Source organism: Actinoplanes sp. CA-051413 (genome assembly GCF_050955795.1).
Classification (GTDB): Bacteria; Actinomycetota; Actinomycetes; order Mycobacteriales; family Micromonosporaceae; genus Actinoplanes.
Genome location: NZ_CP192100.1, coordinates 3,475,126 through 3,495,207, shown reverse-complemented (window position 1 = coordinate 3,495,207; position 20,082 = coordinate 3,475,126). Strand labels below are relative to the sequence as shown.

General features: G+C 71.1%; 19 protein-coding genes. 7 read left to right on the top strand and 12 right to left on the bottom strand.

Going from position 1 to position 20,082, the window contains the following annotated elements:
• Positions 1-134: 134 nt before the first annotated feature.
• Positions 135-422, bottom strand: coding sequence for a hypothetical protein (locus ACQP2Y_RS16335; protein ID WP_433729014.1), 288 nt, complete (start codon positions 420-422; stop codon positions 135-137).
• A 78-nt stretch (positions 423-500) separates the two neighbouring features.
• Here ACQP2Y_RS16335 and ACQP2Y_RS16330 point away from each other — a divergent pair, with 78 nt between their 5' ends.
• Genes ACQP2Y_RS16330 through ACQP2Y_RS16315 form a run of 4 tightly spaced genes read left to right on the top strand, consistent with a single transcriptional unit; the run spans position 501 to position 3,650 of the window.
• On the top strand, positions 501-716 hold the full coding sequence (locus ACQP2Y_RS16330) for a DUF5988 family protein (protein ID WP_433729012.1): 216 nt from the start codon (positions 501-503) through the stop codon (positions 714-716).
• A 22-nt stretch (positions 717-738) separates the two neighbouring features.
• Positions 739-1,569: a metallophosphoesterase family protein gene (locus ACQP2Y_RS16325; protein WP_433729009.1), complete on the top strand. Its 831-nt coding sequence runs from the start codon at positions 739-741 to the stop codon at positions 1,567-1,569.
• On the top strand, positions 1,566-2,231 hold the full coding sequence (locus ACQP2Y_RS16320; RefSeq protein ID WP_433729007.1) for a 4'-phosphopantetheinyl transferase family protein: 666 nt from the start codon (positions 1,566-1,568) through the stop codon (positions 2,229-2,231). Before ACQP2Y_RS16325 ends, ACQP2Y_RS16320 begins: the two co-directional genes overlap by 4 nt.
• Before the next feature lie 9 nt (positions 2,232-2,240).
• Positions 2,241-3,650: an acyl-CoA synthetase gene (locus ACQP2Y_RS16315; RefSeq protein WP_433729004.1), complete on the top strand. Its 1,410-nt coding sequence runs from the start codon at positions 2,241-2,243 to the stop codon at positions 3,648-3,650.
• Here ACQP2Y_RS16315 and meaB read toward each other — a convergent pair.
• From meaB to ACQP2Y_RS16285, 6 genes are read right to left on the bottom strand one after another with little or no spacing between them, the layout of a single operon-like run.
• Positions 3,647-4,642: a methylmalonyl Co-A mutase-associated GTPase MeaB gene (meaB, locus tag ACQP2Y_RS16310; protein WP_433729002.1), complete on the bottom strand. Its 996-nt coding sequence runs from the start codon at positions 4,640-4,642 to the stop codon at positions 3,647-3,649. The two genes, ACQP2Y_RS16315 and meaB, sit on opposite strands and share 4 nt — an antisense overlap.
• Positions 4,639-6,786: a methylmalonyl-CoA mutase gene (scpA, locus tag ACQP2Y_RS16305; protein WP_433728999.1), complete on the bottom strand. Its 2,148-nt coding sequence runs from the start codon at positions 6,784-6,786 to the stop codon at positions 4,639-4,641. Before scpA ends, meaB begins: the two co-directional genes overlap by 4 nt.
• On the bottom strand, positions 6,783-8,399 hold the full coding sequence (locus ACQP2Y_RS16300) for a methylmalonyl-CoA mutase family protein (protein WP_433728997.1): 1,617 nt from the start codon (positions 8,397-8,399) through the stop codon (positions 6,783-6,785). Before ACQP2Y_RS16300 ends, scpA begins: the two co-directional genes overlap by 4 nt.
• The gene (locus ACQP2Y_RS16295; RefSeq protein ID WP_433728995.1) at positions 8,399-9,454 is read right to left on the bottom strand and encodes a 2-oxoacid:ferredoxin oxidoreductase subunit beta; all 1,056 of its coding nucleotides are present in this window, start codon (positions 9,452-9,454) and stop codon (positions 8,399-8,401) included. Before ACQP2Y_RS16295 ends, ACQP2Y_RS16300 begins: the two co-directional genes overlap by 1 nt.
• Entirely contained in the window at positions 9,447-11,294 is a 1,848-nt protein-coding gene (locus ACQP2Y_RS16290) for a 2-oxoacid:acceptor oxidoreductase subunit alpha (RefSeq protein ID WP_433728993.1), read from the bottom strand. The genes ACQP2Y_RS16295 and ACQP2Y_RS16290 overlap by 8 nt, the downstream gene beginning before the upstream one ends.
• A gap of 8 nt (positions 11,295-11,302) precedes the next feature.
• On the bottom strand, positions 11,303-11,515 hold the full coding sequence (locus ACQP2Y_RS16285; protein ID WP_433728991.1) for a hypothetical protein: 213 nt from the start codon (positions 11,513-11,515) through the stop codon (positions 11,303-11,305).
• A gap of 220 nt (positions 11,516-11,735) precedes the next feature.
• Here ACQP2Y_RS16285 and ACQP2Y_RS16280 point away from each other — a divergent pair, with 220 nt between their 5' ends.
• A complete protein-coding gene (locus ACQP2Y_RS16280; RefSeq protein WP_433728989.1) occupies positions 11,736-11,945 on the top strand; it encodes a DUF5988 family protein in 210 nt (69 codons plus the stop codon).
• Positions 11,946-11,960: 15 nt separating this feature from the next.
• On the opposite strand, the gene ACQP2Y_RS16275 is transcribed toward ACQP2Y_RS16280, so the two are convergent.
• Positions 11,961-13,394 (bottom strand): acyl-CoA carboxylase subunit beta, encoded by a 1,434-nt coding sequence (locus ACQP2Y_RS16275; protein WP_433728987.1) that lies wholly within the window; start codon positions 13,392-13,394, stop codon positions 11,961-11,963.
• A gap of 133 nt (positions 13,395-13,527) precedes the next feature.
• Between ACQP2Y_RS16275 and ACQP2Y_RS16270 the strand changes: the two genes are divergently transcribed.
• Positions 13,528-15,039 carry an FAD-dependent monooxygenase gene (locus ACQP2Y_RS16270; RefSeq protein WP_433728985.1) on the top strand — a complete coding sequence of 504 codons (1,512 nt, stop codon included), beginning with the start codon at positions 13,528-13,530 and terminating at the stop codon, positions 15,037-15,039.
• Positions 15,040-15,108: 69 nt separating this feature from the next.
• Here ACQP2Y_RS16270 and ACQP2Y_RS16265 read toward each other — a convergent pair whose 3' ends face one another.
• The 4 genes from ACQP2Y_RS16265 to ACQP2Y_RS16250 all read right to left on the bottom strand — a co-directional run bounded on the left by ACQP2Y_RS16265 (position 15,109) and on the right by ACQP2Y_RS16250 (position 18,593).
• A complete protein-coding gene (locus ACQP2Y_RS16265; protein ID WP_433728983.1) occupies positions 15,109-16,008 on the bottom strand; it encodes an alpha/beta fold hydrolase in 900 nt (299 codons plus the stop codon).
• Positions 16,005-16,223: a ferredoxin gene (locus ACQP2Y_RS16260; RefSeq protein WP_433728981.1), complete on the bottom strand. Its 219-nt coding sequence runs from the start codon at positions 16,221-16,223 to the stop codon at positions 16,005-16,007. The genes ACQP2Y_RS16265 and ACQP2Y_RS16260 overlap by 4 nt, the downstream gene beginning before the upstream one ends.
• Before the next feature lie 29 nt (positions 16,224-16,252).
• Positions 16,253-17,299 (bottom strand): LLM class F420-dependent oxidoreductase, encoded by a 1,047-nt coding sequence (locus ACQP2Y_RS16255; RefSeq protein WP_433728979.1) that lies wholly within the window; start codon positions 17,297-17,299, stop codon positions 16,253-16,255.
• Positions 17,300-17,360: 61 nt separating this feature from the next.
• Positions 17,361-18,593: a cytochrome P450 gene (locus ACQP2Y_RS16250; RefSeq protein WP_433728977.1), complete on the bottom strand. Its 1,233-nt coding sequence runs from the start codon at positions 18,591-18,593 to the stop codon at positions 17,361-17,363.
• A gap of 337 nt (positions 18,594-18,930) precedes the next feature.
• Between ACQP2Y_RS16250 and ACQP2Y_RS16245 the strand changes: the two genes are divergently transcribed.
• Positions 18,931-20,073, top strand: coding sequence for a cytochrome P450 (locus ACQP2Y_RS16245; RefSeq protein WP_433728974.1), 1,143 nt, complete (start codon positions 18,931-18,933; stop codon positions 20,071-20,073).
• Positions 20,074-20,082 lie beyond the last annotated feature (9 nt).

Genomic DNA, 20,082 nt, shown 5'->3' with positions numbered 1-20,082 from the left:
GCCGTCGCTGAGCTTCCACACCACGCCGTCGGCGCCCGCCGCCCGTAAGTGCTAGCCGATCGCACGGCCGACACCGCGGGCGCCCCCGGTGACCAGCACCGTACGCCCGGAGAAGTCGAAGCTGAGATTGCCCATCACGCCCCCACCGGCCCGGTCCTGGCCCGGACGCGTTCCAGCCCTCGGCGCAGGCCCGGCGAGTCGATGGCGACGACCACGGCCAGCAGCGCCGCGTAGAACAGCTGCGTCGAGTATTCGGGCAGGTAGGCGACGGCCACGATCTGGGCGAGCAGCGCCACCGACAGCGCACCGGCGAGCAGCCCGGCCGGAGTGCCGCGCCCGCCGGCCAGCGACGCCCCGCCGAGCAGCGCGGCGACGGCGGCGATGAGATCAGCTTCCAGCGGTGCCGCTGAAGGTGCAGTCAAGTCTCGCATTAGCCGGGCCTGAGACCTTTGGTCGTCGGCCGTTCGACGGTACGGCCACAGGCGGCGCAGGGAGCAGCGATGAACAAATCCGACGACCAGCTCATCGACATCGTTCTCGAAGGCGGACCGGCCGAGTTGCCGACGCGGATGCGTGTCCCGGTCGACGACAACACCCGCGAGCGGATCAAGCTGCCCCACTGGGGCGGGCACGAACACTTCGAACTGGTCGCCGAGCCGGAGGGCACCGAGCCCCGGGTGTACCGGTGGTCCATGCGTACCCGGATCGCCGAGTAGCCGACCCCCGGACCATCAGGCCATGAGCGGCTCACTGTTCGCGACCAGCGATCTGCACGTGTCGTACGCCGAGAACCGGACGGTCGTCGATCGCCTGCGCCCGGAGTCCGACGACGACTGGCTCATCGTGGCCGGCGATGTGGGTGACCTGTTCGGCGATATTGAACGCACCCTGCGCCTGCTCAGGGAGAGGTTCACCTCCGTCATCTGGGCACCGGGAAACCACGAGCTCTGGACCCACCCCAGCGATCCGGTCACGCTGCGCGGCGAGGAACGGTATCGCGCGCTCGTACGGATGTGCCGCGACAACGGTGTGCTCACCCCCGAGGACGACTACCCGGTCTGGCCGGGAGCGGACGGGCCGGTCCTGGTGGTGCCGCTGTTCCTGCTCTACGACTACTCGTTCCGGGTGCCGGGCGTGACGTCCAAGGAGGAGTCGTTGAAGCTCGCGTACGAGGCCGGGGTCGTCTGCACCGACGAGATGCTGCTGCATCCGGACCCGTACCCGGACCGGGAGTCGTGGTGCTGGGCCCGGCTGGGCGAGACCCGCAGCCGGCTCGACGCCACGGATCCCGCGCTGCGCACCGTACTGGTCAGTCATTGGCCGCTGGTCCGGCGGCCGACCGACGTGCTGTGGTATCCGCAGTTCGCCCAGTGGTGCGGCACCGACCGCACCGCCGACTGGCACCTGCGGTACCGGGCCGCCGCGGCCGTCTACGGCCACCTGCACATACCTCGCACGACGCACTACGACGGCGTGCGGTTCGAGGAAGTGTCACTGGGTTATCCGCGTGAGTGGCAACGGCGGAGCAGCGGCCCGGCACCGATGCGCCGGATCATGGGGGCACGATGATCGAGCTTCTGCTGCCCGCATCGGTGGTGGCGGTGGAGGCGTTCACCGACGTCCCCGGCGAGTCACCCTTCCCGGGCGAGGATGACCTCATCGCCCGAGCGGTGCCGACGCGGCGCAGCGAGTTCATCACGGCCCGGCGCTGTGCCCGGGAGGCACTCGGACGCCTCGGCCACCCACCGGCCCCGCTCCGGCCCGGACCCCGCCGCGAGCCGCAGTGGCCGCCCGGCATCGCCGGCAGCATCACCCACTGCACCGGCTACCGCGCTGCCGTCGTCGCCCGCACGAGCGACCTGGCCGCCGTCGGCATCGACGCCGAACCGCACGGTCCCCTGCCGCCGGACGTGGACGCATCGGTGACCGTCGCCGAGGAGCGGGAGTTGCTGGGCCGGCTCGCCCGCACCGCACCGTCGATCCACTGGGACCGGCTGTTGTTCAGCGCGAAAGAGGCCATCTACAAGGCCTGGTACCCGCTGACCCATCGGTGGCTGGGTTTCGAGGACGCCCGGCTGTCCATCGACCCGGCCGCGCGGGCGTTCACCGGCCACCTCCTGGTCGACGGCGCCCGCCGGGACGGCGGCCCGGCGCTGACCGAGGTGCGCGGCCGCTATCTGGTCGCCGCCGGGCTCGTGCTGACGGCTGTGACCGTCACCGGTACGGCGTAGGTTCAGCGCATGCGCCTGCTGGCTGGTACGGCCCTCTCCCCCGCGACGGCCGACGACACGATCCGGATCGGTACGGTCACACTCTCACCGGAACGGCTGCTCGCCTGCGCGAACGCGGTCGCCGACGACATCCGCGGCGAGCCGGTCGTGGCGGTGCACGCCACCGCGAGCGCCGAGACCGTGGTGGCGATCGTCGGGGCGATGCTCGGCGGCGCCGCGGTCGTCCCGGTGCCACCGGACTCCGGGCCGCGGGAACGGTCGCACATCCTGCGCGACTCCGGGGCGACCCTGCTGCTCGCCGCCGACCCGGATCCGGATCCGGGCGCCGAGATACGCGTACGTCAGGTTGACCTGCACCGGAACTCGGACAACCGGCACCCGGAGCCGAAGCCGGAGCAGGCCGCGCTGATCATGTACACGAGCGGCACCACCGGCCCGCCGAAGGGTGCAGTGCTCTCGCACCGCGCGCTCGAGGCCGGCATCGACGCGCTGGCCGACGCCTGGGCGTGGCATCCCGACGACGTGCTCGTGCACGGCCTGCCGCTGTTCCACGTGCACGGGCTCGTCCTCGGCGTCCTCGGCGCCCTGCGGGTCGGTTGCCGCCTGCACCACACCGGGCGGCCCGAGCCCGAGGCGTACGCGGCCGCGGCCGGCACGCTGTACTTCGGCGTACCGACGGTCTGGTCCCGGGTGTGCGCCCAGCCGGCCGTCGCCGAGCGCCTGCGCTCCGCCCGGCTGCTGGTCTCCGGCAGCGCGGCCCTGCCGACCCCGCTGTTCGCGCGCATGCACGAGCTGACCGGCCACCGCCCGGTCGAGCGCTACGGCATGACCGAGACGCTGATCACCTTGAGCAACCGCGCCGACGACCCCCGACGCGAGGCCGGCCTGGTCGGCACGCCCGTCGAGGGGGTCGAGGCCCGGGTGGTCGGCGACGACGGGTCCACGCTGCCGGCCGACGGCGAGTCCATCGGCGAGCTCTGGGTGCGCGGCCCGATGCTCTTCGACGGCTACCTGGGCCGGCCCGAGGTCACCGCGCAGTCGCTGGACGCCGACGGCTGGTTCCGGACCGGCGACATCGCCCGCACGACGCCGGGCGGCGCGTACCGCATCGTCGGCCGCCGGTCCACCGACATGATCAAGAGTGGCGGCTACCGGATCGGCGCCGGCGAGGTCGAGGACGCCCTGCTCGCCCACCCGGCGGTCCGCGAGGCGGCCGTGCTCGGCACCCCGGACGACGACCTCGGCCAGCAGGTCACCGCGTTCGTGGTGGCCGAGGCGGTGACCGCCGGTGAGCTCGTCGACTTCGTCGCCCGTACGTTGTCGACCCACAAGCGACCACGACAGGTCCGGTTCGTCGACGCGTTGCCCCGCAACGCGATGGGCAAGGTGCAGAAGCACCTGCTGAAGGCCGAGGCCTAGCCGGGCCGGCCGCGTACCGTGCGCACATAGGTCTCCACCAGGCGGTCGCCGGCCTCCCGCTCGGCCAGCCGGCCGACCACGACATCGGCGGCCAGCTCGGCCGGCACCGGCGACATCGTCAGCTCGGCGTGGAAGTCTTCGAGCAGTTCCGCGCGGGCATGGGCCCACATCGCCTCGACGGCCTGGTCGCGACGGCGCCGGGTCAGCTCGCCGGAAGCCCGATCGGCCCGATACGCCGCCGCCAGCCGGTCGGCCAGCTCCGGCACCCCGCTGCCGTCCCGGGCGCTACAGGTCAGCACCGCCGGCTCGGTCCGGTCGCCACCGCGCGGCAGCAGCCGGAGGGCCGCGGTCAGCTGACGCGCGGCGGCGGCCGCTGCGACCTGCCGATCACCGTCCGCCTTGTTGATGACGACCAGATCGGCCCGTTCCAGGACGCCCATCTTCATGCCCTGCAGGTCATCGCCCGCCCCCACCAGGCCCAGCAGCAGGAACGTGTCCACGACCGCGGCCACCGCGGTCTCCGACTGGCCCACTCCGACCGTCTCGACGAGGACCACGTCGTACCCGGCCGCCTCCACCACGGCCACGGCGGCGCCGGTCGCCCGGCCGAGCCCGCCGAGCCGCCCCGACGAGGGCGAACCGCGCAGGTACGCCCCGGGCGCACCGGCCAGCCGGGACATCCGGGTGGCGTCGCCGAGAATGCTGCCGCCGGTACGCTCCGACGACGGATCCACCGCCAGGACGGCCACCCGGTGGCCTCGTTCCAGCAACAGGGCACCGAGCGTGTCGATCAGCGTCGACTTGCCCGCGCCGGGCACGCCGGAGACGCCGATCCGATGCGCGCCACCGCCGTACGGTGCCAGCCGGCGGAGCAGCCGGCGACCCGTCTCGCGGTCCGCCGGCCGGGTGGACTCCAGGATCGTGATGGCCCGGCCGATCGCGGCGCGGTCCCCGGCCAGGATGCCCTCCGCGTACGCCGCCGGATCGGTCATGCCGCCGGACCGAGCCGGCCGGAGAGGATGCCGAGCAGATCGACCGCCGCCCGCGCGATCACTGTGCCGGACCCGAAGATCGCAGCCGCGCCGGCCGTGCGCAGCGCCTCGTGGTCGCCGGGTGGGATCACGCCGCCGATCACCAGGAGGATGTCCTCCCGGCCCAGGGCCCGCAGTTCGGCGCGCAGCTCGGGCAGCAGAGCGAGGTGGCCGCCGGCGAGCGAGCTGACGCCGACGATGTGCACGTCCGCGTCCACCGCCCGGACCGCTACCTCGTGCGGGGTCTGGAACAGCGGACCGACGTCGACGTCGAAGCCGAGGTCGGCCAGGGCACCCGCGACAACCTTCTGCCCGCGGTCGTGGCCGTCCTGGCCCATCTTCGCGACCAGGATGCGCGGCCGCCGGCCTGCGGCCTCGGCGAAGGCACTGACCGCGGCCCGTGCCCGCGGCACCTCACCCTCGTCGCCACTCTCCCGGCGGTAGACCCCCGACACCGTACGGACCTCCGCGACGTGCCGGCCGAACACACCTTCGATCGCGGCTGACATCTCCCCCACCGTGGCACCCGCGCGGGCGGCGTCCACGGCGCAATACAGCAGATTGCCCGGACCGGCCCCGGCGCCTGCCGGTCCGGCCGCCGCCCGGGCCATCGCGTCGAGCGCCGCGGCGCAGGTGTCCTCGTCCCGGCCGGACCGCAGCATCCGCAGCCGGTCCAGCTGAGCCTGCAGGACGGCGGCGTTGTCCACCTTCAGCACGTCGACGGCATCTCCGGCCGGGGCCGGGAAGACGTTGAGGCCGACCACCGGGCGCCGGCCCGAGTCGATCCGGGCCTGTGCCCGTGCCGCGGTCTCCTCGATCCTCATCTTCGGCAGGCCCTGGCCGATCGCCCTCGTCATGCCCCCGGCCGCCGCGATCTCGGCCAGGTGGGTACGGGCGCGGGCGATCAGCCCGGCGGTGAGGTGTTCGACGTAGCCGCTGCCACCCCACGGGTCGATCACCCGGGTGGTGCCCGCCTCCTCCCGCAGCACCAGCTGCGTGTCCCGGGCCACCCGGGCCGAGAAGTCGGTCGGCAGGGCGAGCGCCTCGTCGAAGGCGTTGGTGTGCAGCGACTGGGTCTGTCCCTGGGTCGCGGCCATCGCCTCCACGGCCGTACGGACCACGTTGTTGAGCACGTCCTGGGCGGTCAGCGACCAGCCCGACGTCTGGCAGTGGGCCCGCAGGCTCAGCGAGCGCGGGTTGCGCGGGCCGAAGCCCGACACCAGCTCGGACCAGAGCACCCGGCCGGCGCGCAGCTTGGCGACCTCCATGAAGAAGTCCATCCCGACCGCCCAGAAGAACGACAGCCGCGGGGCGATCACGTCGATGTCCAGGCCGGCGTCACGGGCCGCGCGCAGGTACTCCAGGCCGTTGGCCAGGGTGTAGGCGAGCTCCAGGTCGGCGGTGGCACCGGCCTCGTGCATGTGGTAGCCGGAGATGGAGATCGAGTTGAAACGCGGCATGCGCGCCGAGGTGTACGCGAAGATGTCGGCCACGATCCGCATCGACGGCGCCGGCGGATAGATGTAGGTGTTGCGGACCATGAACTCCTTGAGAATGTCGTTCTGGATGGTCCCGCTGAGCCGCTCCGGCGGTACGCCCTGCTCCTCGGCGGCCACGACGTAGAGCGCCAGGATCGGCAGGACCGCACCGTTCATCGTCATCGAGACGCTGGTGCGGTCGAGCGGAATACCGTCGAAGAGGATCCGCATGTCCAGCAGCGAGTCGATGGCGACGCCCGCCATGCCGACGTCGCCCCGGGCGCGCGGGTGGTCGGAGTCGTACCCGCGGTGGGTGGGCAGGTCGAAGGCCACGGAGAGGCCGGTCTGCCCGGCGGCCAGGTTGCGGCGGTAGAACGCGTTGGACTCCTCGGCGGTGGAGAAGCCGGCGTACTGCCGGATCGTCCAGGGCTGGGTCGTGTACATGGTGGGGTACGGCCCCCGCAGGTACGGCGGCACGCCCGGGAGGCCGCCACCGCGGTTCCCGTGGGCGGCGGTGTAGCGGCGGGCGACCGGGATGCCCTCCGGCGTCTGGACGGCGTCGCCGCCGGCCGTGGGCAGGGCCGGATCGGGGTCGCCGAGTTCCAGCTCACGGAAGTCCGGAATCATCGCGGGGCCCCCATCTGGTCGAGCAGCCGGTCGAGGGCGGCGACGGCGTCGCCACCGCGGTGCAGCCGGCCGTCGAGCGGTACGGTCGCCGACGGCGCGGTCAGGGCCCAGAGACTCGTACCGGACCGGCGGAGACGCTCGGCGGTCTGCTCGGCGTGGGCGGGAGCCGCAGCGTCCAGTCCGCAGAGGAACGCGATCTCGGCGGTTCCACGAACGGTACGCACGCCGGCGAGTTGCAGCGTCCGGTCCGTCTCGGCGGCGTCAGCGGCCGCGTCCGGGGAGTCCAGCAGCACCAGGGCGACCGGCTTGAGCGGGCCGGCCTCGGCGCGCCGGCGGAGGTGTTCGAACTCCTCGGCGGCGCGGCCCGGGGTGACCTCCGGGGGTGGCTCCTCGTCGAGAGACGGATACGCGGTCACGCCGACGATGGGACGGCGCAGCGCGCGGACGTCGTCGCGGCGTCGTTGCCGGGCGGCGGCCAGCTCGGTCCGGACCGTACCGTCGGCCAGCGACGCGGCCATGCCGCCGTTGCGCTCGATGTCCCGGAAGCGCGCCCACGCCTCGGTGGCCAGGTCCCGGGTCAGCTGTTCGGCATACCAGGAGCCAGCGGCGGGGTCCTGCACGCGGCAGGCGTCGACCTCGAGCCGGAGCAGGGCGTGTGTGTTGCGGGCCAGCCGCCGGGCCTCGGGCGTGGCGAGGCCCCGGCACAGGTCGTGCGGGAGGACCGTGATCGCGTCCGCACCGCCCACCACGGCGGCGAAGGCGGCGACCGTCGACCGGATGATGTTCGTCCACGGTGCGCGGGCGGTCATCATCGTGCGTGAGGTGACGGCGTGCCGGCGCTGGCGTACGGGGGCGGTGACTCCGGCGGCCCGGGCGACCCGGGCCCACAGCAGCTGGGCGGCGCGCAGCTTGGCGATGGCCGGCCACTGGTCGCAGCCGACCGCGTAGCGGAACTCGAGCTGGTCCAGCGCGGTGCGCAGGCACAGTCCGGCGTCGGTGAGGACACGCAGGTAGGCGACACCGGTGGCCAGGGCATAGGCCAGCTCCAGGGCGTCGGGCGCGCCCGCGTCGTGGTGGGCGGCGGCATCGACGGTGATCGCCCGCAGTGGCGGGTGCTCGTCCACGCAGCGGCGGGCCAGCCGGGTCAGCAGGTCGGTGCGGGGTTCCGCACCGGTACGGGCGGCGAGGCCCAGCGGGTCGGCACCCAGATTGCCCCGCAGTGGTGTGCGCGCGTGGCGCAGCAGCCGGAACAGGTCGTCGGCGGCCTGTTCCGTCTCGGCCCCGGCATCCAGCACCAGGCCCAGTCCGCTCTCGACCACGGCCCGCGTGGCGTCGTCGCCCAGCCCGCTCGGCAGCCAGATCGAGGTGGTCCCACCGTTGATCTCGTCGGCCAGGTCGCTACCGGGCCCGTGGTACTGCCGGACGTCCCAGGGGCCGGGGGCCGGGTTGACCTCGGGGGTGGTGGGGCCGTCCACGTACAGCGGGGCGATGGTGAGGCCGTCGTCCGTGGTGGTCGACAGGGTTGCCAGGCTCCGGCCGGTTTTGCGCAGCACCGGCTCCGCCAGCTCGTGCCAGGCGGCCAGGGCGGTGGGGCTCTCGGTCGTGACGGACACTACGGCGTCTCCTTCGTCGTCCAGGTGTCGCCGGTGTTGAGCAGGTCGCTGAGCATTTCGTCCGGGGTGCCGGTGACCTGGGCCTTGGCGTCTTCGAGCTGCTTCTGGATGAGTTCGTCGTAGGAGGGGCGTTCGACGTTGCGGAACACGCCGATCGGGGTGGTGCCCAGGTCCGAGCCGGACAGCCGGGACAGCGCGAACGCATAAGCCGGGTCGTCGACGGTGGCGTCGTGCACGACCGGGGTCTCGCCGCCCAGCTCAGCGCTGTCCCGCACCGACAGGCCGAAAGCCCCGGCGGGGTGGACCACCGAGTACTGGTCCTGGGCGCCGAAGGTGATGGGCTGGCCCTGTTCCAGGCGGATGAGGTGGTCGTCGCGGGTGTTGGGGTCTTTGAGGACTTCGAATGCGCCGTCGTTGAAGATGTTGCAGTTCTGGTAGATCTCCACGAACGCCGACCCTTGGTGCTGGGCCGCCGCTCGGAGCACCGATTGCAGGTGTTTGCGGTCGGAGTCGATGGTCCGGGCGACGAAGGTGGCTTCGGCGCCGAGGGCCAGGGACAGGGGGTTGAACGGTGAGTCCGCGGACCCGGCCGGCGTCGACTTGGTGATCTTGCCGAGTTCGGAGGTCGGTGAGTACTGGCCTTTGGTCAGGCCGTAGATCCGGTTGTTGAACAGCAGGATCTTCAAATTCACGTTGCGGCGCAGGGCGTGGATCAGGTGGTTCCCGCCGATCGACAACGCGTCGCCGTCGCCGGTGACGACCCACACGCTCAGGTCCGGCCGTGAGGCGGACAGTCCGGTCGCGATGGCGGGGGCGCGGCCGTGGATGGAGTGCATGCCGTAGGTGTTCATGTAGTACGGGAACCGCGAGGAGCAGCCGATCCCGGACACGAACACCGTGTTTTCCCGGGCGATACCGAGTTCGGGCATGAACTGCTGGACCGCGGCCAGGATGGCGTAGTCGCCGCAGCCGGGACACCAGCGGACTTCCTGGTCGGACTTGAAGTCCTTGCCGGTGAGTTTGACCGGGGTGAGGGGGATCGTGCTGTTAGCCATTTTTGACCACGTCCTCGAGCATGTTCTCCAGCGTCGCGGCCGTGAACGGCAGACCGCTGACCTGGTTGAAGGGGACCGCGTCGATCAGGTATTTGGCTCGGATGACGTGGGCGAGCTGGCCCAGGTTCATCTCCGGGATGACCACCTTGTCGAACCCCGCGAGCACCGCACCGAGGTTGGCCGGCAGGGGTGCCAAATGCCGCAGGTGGGCCTGGGCGATGGGCAGGCCGCGCTGGCGCAGGGCCCGGCACGCGGCGCCGATCGGCCCGTACGTCGAGCCCCAGCCCAGCACCAGGACGCGGGAGTTCTCGTCGGGGTCTTCGACCTCGACGTCGGGGACCGGAATGTTGTCGATGCGCTGGGCGCGGGTGCGGACCATGAACTCGTGGTTGGCCGGGTCGTAGGAGATGTCACCGGTCTTGTCGGCCTTCTCCAACCCGCCGATCCGGTGTTCCAGGCCGGGGGTGCCCGGGATCGCCCACGGCCGGGCCATGGTCTGCGGGTCCCGCAGATACGGCAGGAACCGCCCGTCGTCGCCGTTCGGCTCGGTCGTATACGCCACCGAGATGTCCGGCAGATCGTTGACATCCGGCAGCAGCCACGGCTCGGAGCCGTTAGCGACGTAGTTGTCCGACAACAGGATCACCGGCGTGCGGTACATGAGCGCGATCCGGGCGGCTTCGATCGCCGCGTGGAAACAGTCCGAGGGCGACTTCGGCGCGATCACCGCCAAGGGTGCTTCACCGTGCCGGCCGTACAGGGCCATGTTCAGATCAGCCTGCTCGGTCTTGGTCGGCATCCCCGTCGAGGGTCCGGCCCGCTGCACATCGACGATGACCAGCGGCAACTCCAACGCAATGGCCAGGGAGATCGTCTCACCCTTGAGCGCCACGCCCGGGCCGGAGGTGGTGGTGACCCCGAGGGCACCGCCGTAGGAGGCACCCAGCGCGGCGCCGATCGCGGCGATCTCATCCTCGGCCTGCATCGTGGTCACACCGAACCGTTTGTGCTTGGACAACTCATGCAGAATGTCCGAGGCCGGAGTGATCGGATACGCCCCCAAAAAGACTGGCAGCTTCGCCCGCACCCCCGCCGCGACCAGGCCCAACGCCAACGCCGCGTTGCCGGTGATGTTGCGGTACGTACCCGGCCGCATCTTCGCCGGCTTCACCTCATACCGCACCGCGAAGTCTTCGGTCGTCTCCCCGAAGTTCCAGCCCGCCTGGAACGCGGCCTTGTTCGCCGCGACCAGATCCGGCCGCTTGGCGAACTTCCGCTCCAAAAACCGGATCGTGGACGCGAACGGCCGCGAATACATCCAGCTCAACAGACCCAGAGCAAACATGTTCTTGGCCCGTTCGGCGTCTTTCTTCGCCACCCCCAGCTCAGCCAACGCGCCGACGGTCATCGACGTCAACGCCACCGGGTGCAACGCGAAACCGTCCAGCGAACCGTCCTCGAGCGGGCTGACCGCATAGCCGACCTTGGCCAGGTTCCGCTTGGTGAACTCATCAGTGTTGACGATGATGTCCGCCCCCGGCGGCAGATCACCCACGTTCGCCTTCAACGCCGCCGGGTTCATCGCCACCAGGACGTTCGGCGCATCGCCAGGGGTCAGGATGTCGTAGTCGGCGAAGTGCACCTGGAAACTGGAGACGCCGGGCAGGGTGCCGGCTGGTGCGCGGATCTCCGCCGGGAAGTTCGGCAATGTCGAGATGTCGTTACCCAGCTGCGCCGTCTCCGAGGTGAACCGGTCACCGGTGAGCTGCATACCGTCACCGGAGTCACCGGCAAACCGGATGACCACACGATCAACCTGCTCGACACGTTCCTTCAGCATGGCCGGCCTCAATCCTCGATCTCGGCCCGCAGCACGCCCGAGAGCTGCCGCCACGCGGCTTCCTCGGCCGGAGTCAGCGGCTGGACGTCGACGGGCGCGGCCGGCGGTACGGGTTCACCCGGCACGTCGCCGTTCTCGTCCGGCGGATGGGTGATCATCCAGCTGATCGGCAGGAAGAACCCGGCGACCGAGCCGAGACCCACGATCAGGTGGTTCCCCACGCTCCGGGCCCAGCGTGAACGCAGCGCCCGCCGGCACCAGAATTGAACTGACCGCAAGTGAGACATGATCCTCCCCGGACGACTCCATTCACTATCGGCCGGTGCGCTATACCGAGGCTAATACGATTCTTAAGCGCCGTTGACACCCCAATATCGAGGAACTTAATGTGACCTCACCACACCGCCGACGCCACGGTAGAACGACAAGGAGTGGCTGGTCATGACCGATACCTCGTACGAAGAATGTCGCCTTGAAGGCGGCCCCGACCATCTGCCGGAAGAATTGCGAAACGCCCGCGTGCACGCCGAGGCACTCAAGGTGAAAGTGCCCGTACACAATGGTTGGGAGCATTTCGAAAGGATCGGCGATTTCACCGAGACCGGTACGCCCATCTTCCGCTGGACCATGTGCACGAAGATCGCGGAATAGCCGGCGCAGCGGCGCTCACAACGGGATGTTGCCGTGGTGGCCGCGCCCGGCGGGCGCGGTCGCCAGCGCGTGGGCGATGCGCCGGCGACTGGTGGCGGGCTCGATGACCTCGTCCACCACGCCCAGCTCAAGCCCGCGGCGCACCCCTCCCGACATCCGCTCGTGCTCCACCACCAGGCGCTCGCGCAACCCGGTCCGCTCCGCCTCCGGAGCGGCCGCCAGCCGCTTGCGGTGCAGGATCCCGACGGCGGCCTCGGCGCCCATGACTGCCACCTCGGCCTGCGGCCACGCGAGCACAGCCGTCGCGCCCAGGGCACGCGAGTTCATCGCGATGTACGCCCCACCGTAGGACTTGCGCGTCACCAGGGTCACCCGGGGAACCACCGCTTCCCCGAAGGCGTACAGCAGCTTCGCGCCGCGCCGGACGACGCCGTCCCATTCCTGGCCGACCCCGGGCAGATATCCCGGCACGTCCACCAGCACCAGCAGGGGTACGCCGAAGGAGTCACACAGCCGCACGAAGCGGGCGGTCTTCTCCGCGCTCAGCGAGTCCAGGCAGCCGCCGCGGCGCAACGGGTTGTTCGCCACCACACCGATCGACCGGCCGGCGAGGCGTCCGAAGCCGATCACCACGTTCGGCGCCCACTTCGCCTGCAGCTCCTCGAAACCGCCGGCCGCCCCGCCGTCGAGGAGCCGGTGGACCAGCGGGTGCACGTCGTACGCCCGCCGGGGCGACTCGGGCAGCAGCGCTTCGATCGACGGATCGTCCGGGATCGCGGACAGGTCGAACCAGCCGGGCCGGGCGAAGAGCCCGATGATGCGGCGTCCCCGCGCGTACGCGTCCGGCTCGGACTCGGCGAGGATGTGCACGACGCCGGACCGCCGGCCGTGGGCGTCCGCCCCACCGAGCTGCTCCATGTCGATCTGTTCCCCGGTGACGCTGCGGACCGCCTCCGGGCCGGTCACGAACAGGCGCCCGGCGGGGGCCATGATGACGACGTCGGTGAGGGCGGGGCCGTAGGCGGCCGCCCCCGCGGCGGGGCCCAGCACGACCGAGATCTGCGGAACCCGGCCGGAGGCCCGGATCATCGCGCCGAAGACGCCGCCGACCCCGTCCATCGACTCCACCCCCTCGGCCAGCTTCGCACCACCCGAGTGCCACAGCCCGACCACCGGGACGCGCTCGCGCACCGCGGTGTCGATCGCCTCCACGATGTGCCGGCTGCCCGCACCGCCGATCGCCCCGCCCATCCGGGTGGCGTCCGTGCAGTAGGCGATGATGCGCTGACCCGCCACGAGCCCCCGGGCCACGCTCACGCCACTGTCGTCCCCGCGCAGCAGCACCAGCGTGCCGGGGTCGCAGAGCTGTGCCAGCCGGCCCAGCGGATCACGGGGGTCGAGCTCCCGGTCCGCGGCTGCCGCTTCCGGGCTCGTGTCCAGTACGGTCATGCGCTCATGCTCGCCGCGTGGTCTTAAGCCGGGCTAACCGTGCTCTTGCGCAGGCCGGTACCGAACCTAGGGCGGCTTAAGCCCGGGTGAGAAGCATGGTCGCCGACAGGTTGCCGATACCGGAGGAGTTCCTATGCGACCGAGCGTGATCATTGCGGGGGGAGGGCCGGTCGGCCTCATGCTCGCGTGCGAGCTGGGGCTGCGCGGAGTGCACGCTGTCGTGCTCGAACAGCGGGCCGAGGCACCGACGCAATCGGCGGGCATGGCGTACCACGGGAGAACCCGGGAGGCGTTCGGCCTTCGCGGGCTCACCGACCGGATCAGCCCGGAGCACAGCTTCCTCTGGCCCCGGACGCCTTTCGCGCTGCTCTGGCTGAACCTGGAGACGGTCGACAGCCGCGACCACACCTACGCCTTCCCGCAGTGGCGCACCGAGCGGTTGCTCGAGGACCGCGCCCGGGAGCTGGGTGTGGACATCCGGCGCGGGCACGTTCTGCTCGACATCGAGCAGGACGCCGACGAGGTGACCGCGACCGTCGCGTCTCCCGCCGGCCGGTACCGGCTCAACGGTGCCTACCTCGCCGGGTGCGACGGCGCCGACAGCGCGGTACGCCGGCTCGCCGGTATCGGCTTCCCGGACACCGGGTATCCGTACCACGGTCTGTTCGCCGATGTGCCGGCCACCGAGAGTCTCCAGGACTCGTTCGAGGCGGGCCTGCACCGCACCGGCATGGCCGCCGTGATGCCGCTGGAGCCGGGCGCGGTGCGGGTGATGGCCATCGAGTTCGAGGCGCCGCCCGCCGAGGCGGGTGCGCCCGCCGGCGACGAGCTGGGCGCCATGATCGAGCGCATCACCGGCCGGCGTCCGGTGCTGCCGGAAGCCCGGTGGGTGTCCCGGTTCGGCGGGAGCACCCGGCTGGCGCAGAACTACCGCCGGGGGCGGGTGCTCCTGGCCGGCGACGCGGCCCATCTGCTGTTCATCTCCGGTACGCAGGGCCTGAACGCGGGCATCCACGACGCGATGAACCTCGGCTGGAAGCTGGCTGACGAGGTCCTGGGCCGGGCACCGGCAGGGTTGCTGGACAGCTACGAGACGGAACGACGGCCGGTCGGTCAGGACATGTGCGACCACGCCAACGCGGTGCTGGCCCTGCTGCACCACCCGGTCGAGCATCTGAGCCCGTTGCGCTCGCTCTTCGCCGAACTGCTGCGCTACGACGACGTGAACCGGCTGCTGTTGCAGATGCCGACGGCAGCCCGCTATCCGGTGGGCGACCCGGCGGACGCCGGCCACCCCCTGACGGGTCAGCCGATCCAGGACGTCGACCTGCTCACCGCGGCGGGCCCCGTGGGGCTGTTCGACATGATGAGCTCCGGCCAGGGTCTCGTGCTGGACCTGCGCGAGCCCGGTGCGCCCGAGGTCATCGACCCGGGCCGGTGGCTGGACCGGGTGAGCGTCGTCCGGGCCGCCCCGGTGCGGGAGTTCGACGCGCCGCTGGTGCTCGTCCGACCGGACGGGCACGTCGCCTACGCCGGACCTGACGTCGCGGCCCTGCACGCGGCCCTGCGGACGTGGTTCGGCGAGGGGGACGTCCACTCGTCCGACAAGGTCAACGGCCTGGCGGTCCCCGCCGGGACCGCGTAAGGCCACCGCGCCACTGACGACGGGGCCCCTCCCGGGTGGGAGGGGCCCTGTCGTGTCGCCGGGACGTGATCAGCCGGCGGCGACCGCCGCCGGCTGCGGCGGATGGGCGGACCAGTGTCGGCGCAGGTGCGGCACGAGATCGGCGGCCCGCTCGTCGGGGAAGTACAGCTTGCCGCCCTCGATCTCGACCACCTCCGTGGCGCCGGGAATGGTGTCGCGCAGCCAGTGGGCCCACTCCAGTTCGAAGTGGAAGTCGCCGGTCCCCCACACGATCAGGGTCGGCACGGTCAACCGGCGCAGGCCCGGCACCGCACCGCGCAGGTCGGCCGGGTCGAGCGAGGACAGCAACCGCTCGAACCGGCGGGCGTCCTCCAGGGTCGCGCACACCGGGCCGAGGTACGACCGCAGGGTCTCGTCCGTGACCTCGTCCGGGTACTGGTAGTTGGCGGTGATCGGCCGTTCCCCCGACCGCGCCATCTCGAGGTTCTCGAACATCTGGACGGCGTACGGCGCGAGCTCGCCCCGCTTGGCGACCTCCACCGTGTTCCGGAACGCCTCGTTGGGGATGTTGTCGTCGGCCTCGCAGTTGGTCAGCGTGAAGGTCGCCAGCCGTTCGGGATGCCGGGAGGCGAAGATCTGCGAGATCGCCGCGCCCGTGTCGTTGGCCACCAGGTCCACCTCGGTCAGGCCGAGAGCGGCACAGAACTGCTCGATGACGTCGGCCAGCGAGCTGAGCGACAGGTCGAGATCCGCCCGTACCGAGCGGCTGTGGCCGTGCAGCGGCAGGTCCAGGGCCACACACCGGCGCTCGTCCTTGACCAGGTCGATGACGTTGCGCCACAGATAGCCGTTGGTGCCGAGACCGTGCACGAACAGTGCCGTGCGGCCCTGGCCGACGTCCGCGTACCCGAGCTCGCCGGCGTCGGTGTGCACGGTGCGCCGGTGGCTGTCGAACTCCTCGAGCTTCATGCCGCTCCCCCGGTGGTGAGGCTGTCCTGCAGGCGGATGGCCCGCTCGGGGCACGCCGAGGCACCACGGGCGGCGGCGGCGTGCCGGTCCTCCTCGACCTCGAACTCCCCCATCTCGTTGAACCCGGTGTCGCCGTTGATCTCGTACACCTCCGGGGCGAGGGCGGAGCACATTCCGTGCCCCATGCAGCTGTCCGCATCTATCTTGATCTTCATCCGGCTCCTTCCTGAATTTGTCCGGTGGGTCACAGCAGAGCGGCGGCCAGCTCCCGCCACTCCCGCAGCGGCACCCCGCCGGGGTCGGTGGGCAGCACCTGCAGGCACACGTGATCGGCGCCGGCCTCGCGGTGCTTGCGGACCCGGCTGACGACGGTGTCGAGGTCCCCCCACGCGACCAGGGCGTCCACGACTTCGTCGCTGCCGCCGCCGACGAGCTGGTCCTCGGTGAAGCCCAGCGCCCGCAGGCTCGTCACGTAGTGCGGCACCCGCAGGTAACCGGCGACGTGGGCGCGGGCGACGTCGCGGGCACGGGTCAGGTCGCTGTCGAGCACCACCGCCTGTTCGACGGCGAGCAGCGCACCGCTTCCCATGCGTTCCCGGGCCAGCGCGGTGTGTTCCACCGGCACCAGGTACGGCAGCGCCCCCCAGGCCCGCTCGGCGGCGAGGGCGAGCATCTTCGGCCCGAGCGCCGCGATGACCCGGCGCGGCGCCCGCTTCAGGTCGGGGCCGAGCGGGGCGGCGTCCATCGCGTCCAGGTACTCCCGCATGGTCTTCAGCGGCCGGACGAACTCCTGGCGGCGTACGCGTTGCACAGCCATCGGCGCGCTGAGCCCCAGGCCCAGCAGGAACCGCCCGGGGAAGGCGCCGGCCAGCGTGCGCTGCGCCTGCGCCATGGTCACCGGGTCCCGCCCGTAGATGCAGGCGATGCCGGTGGCGATGACCATGCGTTCGGTGGCGCCGAGCAGCATCGCGGCCTGGGTCAGCGACTCGCGTCCGAAAGCTTCACCGAACCACAGCGTGCCGTACCCGAGAGTCTCGATCTCGGCGGCGACATCGCGCATCCGGTCCAGGGGCAGCTCCTCCAGCGCGAAGGTCCAGAGTCCCACGGGCCCCAGGTCCAGGTCCTCGGGTTCCTGCGGCTCGGGGTGCACGGTGATGGCACCCTCCGGGCAGCCCGCCGCGCCGCGAGCCGCCGCCGCGCGCAGCCGGCGGGAGAGCTCGACCTCGCCCATCTCGTTGCGGCCGGTCGTGGGGTCCAGCCGGTACACCTCCGGGGCGACCGCCTGACACATCCCACGACCCGTACAGCGGTGTGGATCCACCTGCACTCTCATGACGTCCTCTCGGGGCCGGTCATCCGAAGGTGAATTCCATGCTGGTGACACCGCGGACCGTGCTGAAGTGGCGCACCGGCCGGGTGCCCGGGGTGATCCCGTAGCGCGGGACCCGCGCGTGCCACTCCTCGACCGCGGTGCGGATGATCCGGCGGGCCAGGTGCATGCCGAGGCAGCGGTGCGGGCCGATGGCGAACACCAGCTGGCGCGTGGTGGTGCGATCGAAGTCGACCTCGTCGGGGTTCTCGAACACGTCGGGGTCGAGCCCGGACATGGCCCACGGCATGAGCACCATGTCGCCCTTGCGCATCAGCACGCCGTGCCGCTCGACGTCCTGCACCACCATCCGGGCGGTGGCCGAGACCGGGTCGTGCCGGATCAGCTCCTCCACCACTGCGGGGATCTTCTCCGGTGATCCCACGACCACGTCCTGCGCCTCCGGGTGCTGGGCCAGGTACAGGAAGACGACGGCCATCGCGGCGGTCGTCGTGTCGAAGGCGGCGAGCATGTTCATGAACGCGATGTTGACCATTTCGTCCCGGGTGGGCGTACGGCCGTCGTAGGTCGCCCGCAGCAATCCGCTGAGCACGTCACGGCGGCCCTCGATGCCCTCGGCCTGCCGCCGGTCGATGGCGTCGGAGAAGAACTGCCACAGCGGCTGGGCGGCCGCGATCACGTCGTCCTGGTTGTTGGCCTTGGGCATCTCGTGCCGCAGCCACTCCTTGTACTCCAGGATCTGCGGCAGGTACTCCCGGCCGATGCCGAAGGTGATCAGGAAGGCCTCGGCCGGCAGCTTCACCGCCACGTCGGAGATGAACTCGCACTGCCCCTTCTCGATCAGCGGCTCGATCGTGTCGATCGTCGCCTGCCGGATCTGGGGCGCGAAGTGGTTGACCGCCGCCGGGTTGAACAGCTCCGACATGGCCTGGCGCCACTTGCGGTGCTCCTCGCCGTCCAGCTGGATCGGGATGGCCTTCTCCCGGAACACGTCGTGCGGCGGGATGGAGAGCATCGAGTTGGAGAAGATCTGCGGGTTGCGCGCCGCCCACTCCATGTCCGCGTAGCGGGTGATGATCCAGTACCCGCCCAGCTCCTCGGAACGGACGATGGGCGCCGTGTCCCGCACTTCCTTCCAGTAAGGGATCGGGTCGTCCTGCAGCCACGGCTGGTACACGCTCCACTGCCGGATGCGTTCCTCCACCGTCGTCGGCGCCGTGACCGGGCACCGGCCGGGACTCAGACCGTCCGCCATTTCTGCTCCTTTCCGGGCGCTCGAGCGGGCGCCGCCGTCGATCCGGCCGGGGAGCCGGCCTGTCCCAGGCTCGTGGCCGGGACTAAGCGCGTCCTTGGTGCCTGCTTAAGCGCGCCGGCTTAAGCAGGCACCAAGAACGCTTTTAGGCCGACGGCCGAAGGTGCAGGGACGCAGCGGGACCGGTAGTGCTGCGCATGAGGCGGCTCGCCGCGCACCCACGGCGCCCGGAGGAAGGAACAACGACATGACGGACGCACGGACGGCGGGCCGCTGTCCCGTTTCTGCCCCTGCTACGACCGAGGAGCGGACCAGGGCATGGAGTCTCTACCAGCCCTGGTTGCAGGATGATCCCCTCAGCTACTTCAAGGAGATGCGCGAGCAGGCCCCGATCGTGCGTTCCGAGGAGGCCGGCGGGTACTGGATTCTCACCCGCTACGCGGACGTGGAGTGGGCCGCCCGCAATCCGGAGATCTTCTCCAACGCGCAGATCGCCATCCCGCACCGCCAGTTCTTTCCGGAGAAGCAGATCCCGGTGCAGCTGGACGGCGACGAGCACCGCAAGTGGCGGCAGGCCCTCAGCGACCTCTTCAACCCGGGCGCGGTGAACCATTTCACCCCGGAGATCCGGCAGGCGACCATCGACACGATCGAGCCGCTGGTGGAGAAGGGGCAGTGCGAGTTCATCTCGGAGGTCGCCACGAAGCTGCCGGCCGAGACCTTCGTGATCACCTTCGGCATCGGGCGGGAGTACGTGCAACAGCTGCTCGACCACAAGGAGTGGCTGCGTCGCGAGGGCATCCCGAACGCCCGCAACGAAGAGGAGTTCTACGCCGCCAACCGTCCCCTGTGGCAGTTCTTCAGCGACGCCATCGACCGGCGCCGGGCCGAGGGCACGCAGGGCCGGCGGGACGTGCTCAGTCAGCTGATCAACACCAGCTTCGACGGCCGGGCGCTGACCCAGGACGAGATGATCAACACGGCTTTCGTCACCATGCTGGCCGCGCTGGACACCACGACGGCCGCGCTCAGCCTGATGTTCCTGTACCTGGCGGAACACCCGGACAGCCGCGAGCAGGTGGTGAACTCCCCGGACCGGACCGCGGTCATCGTCGAGGAGCTGCTGCGCCACGAGCCGGTGGTCACCACCGGCCGGGTCGTCACACGGGACGTCGAGCGGCACGGCGTGCTGATGCGCGCGGGTGACCGGGTGCTCATGCCGTGGGGCATGACCGGCCTCGACCCGGACGTGTTCGACCGGCCCGACGTGGTGGACTTCGACCGGCCCGCCACCCGGCACCTGGCCTTCGCCATCGGCCCGCACCGCTGCCTGGGGATGTACGTCGCCCGCCGGATCATCACCCTGGCGATCGAGGAATGGCACGCCCGGATCCCGCACTACCGGCTCACCCCGGGCACGAACCTGCGACGCCACTACAGCCCCGCGCGTGGACTGTCCAATCTCGACCTGACCTTCGGCTGAGCACGCCGG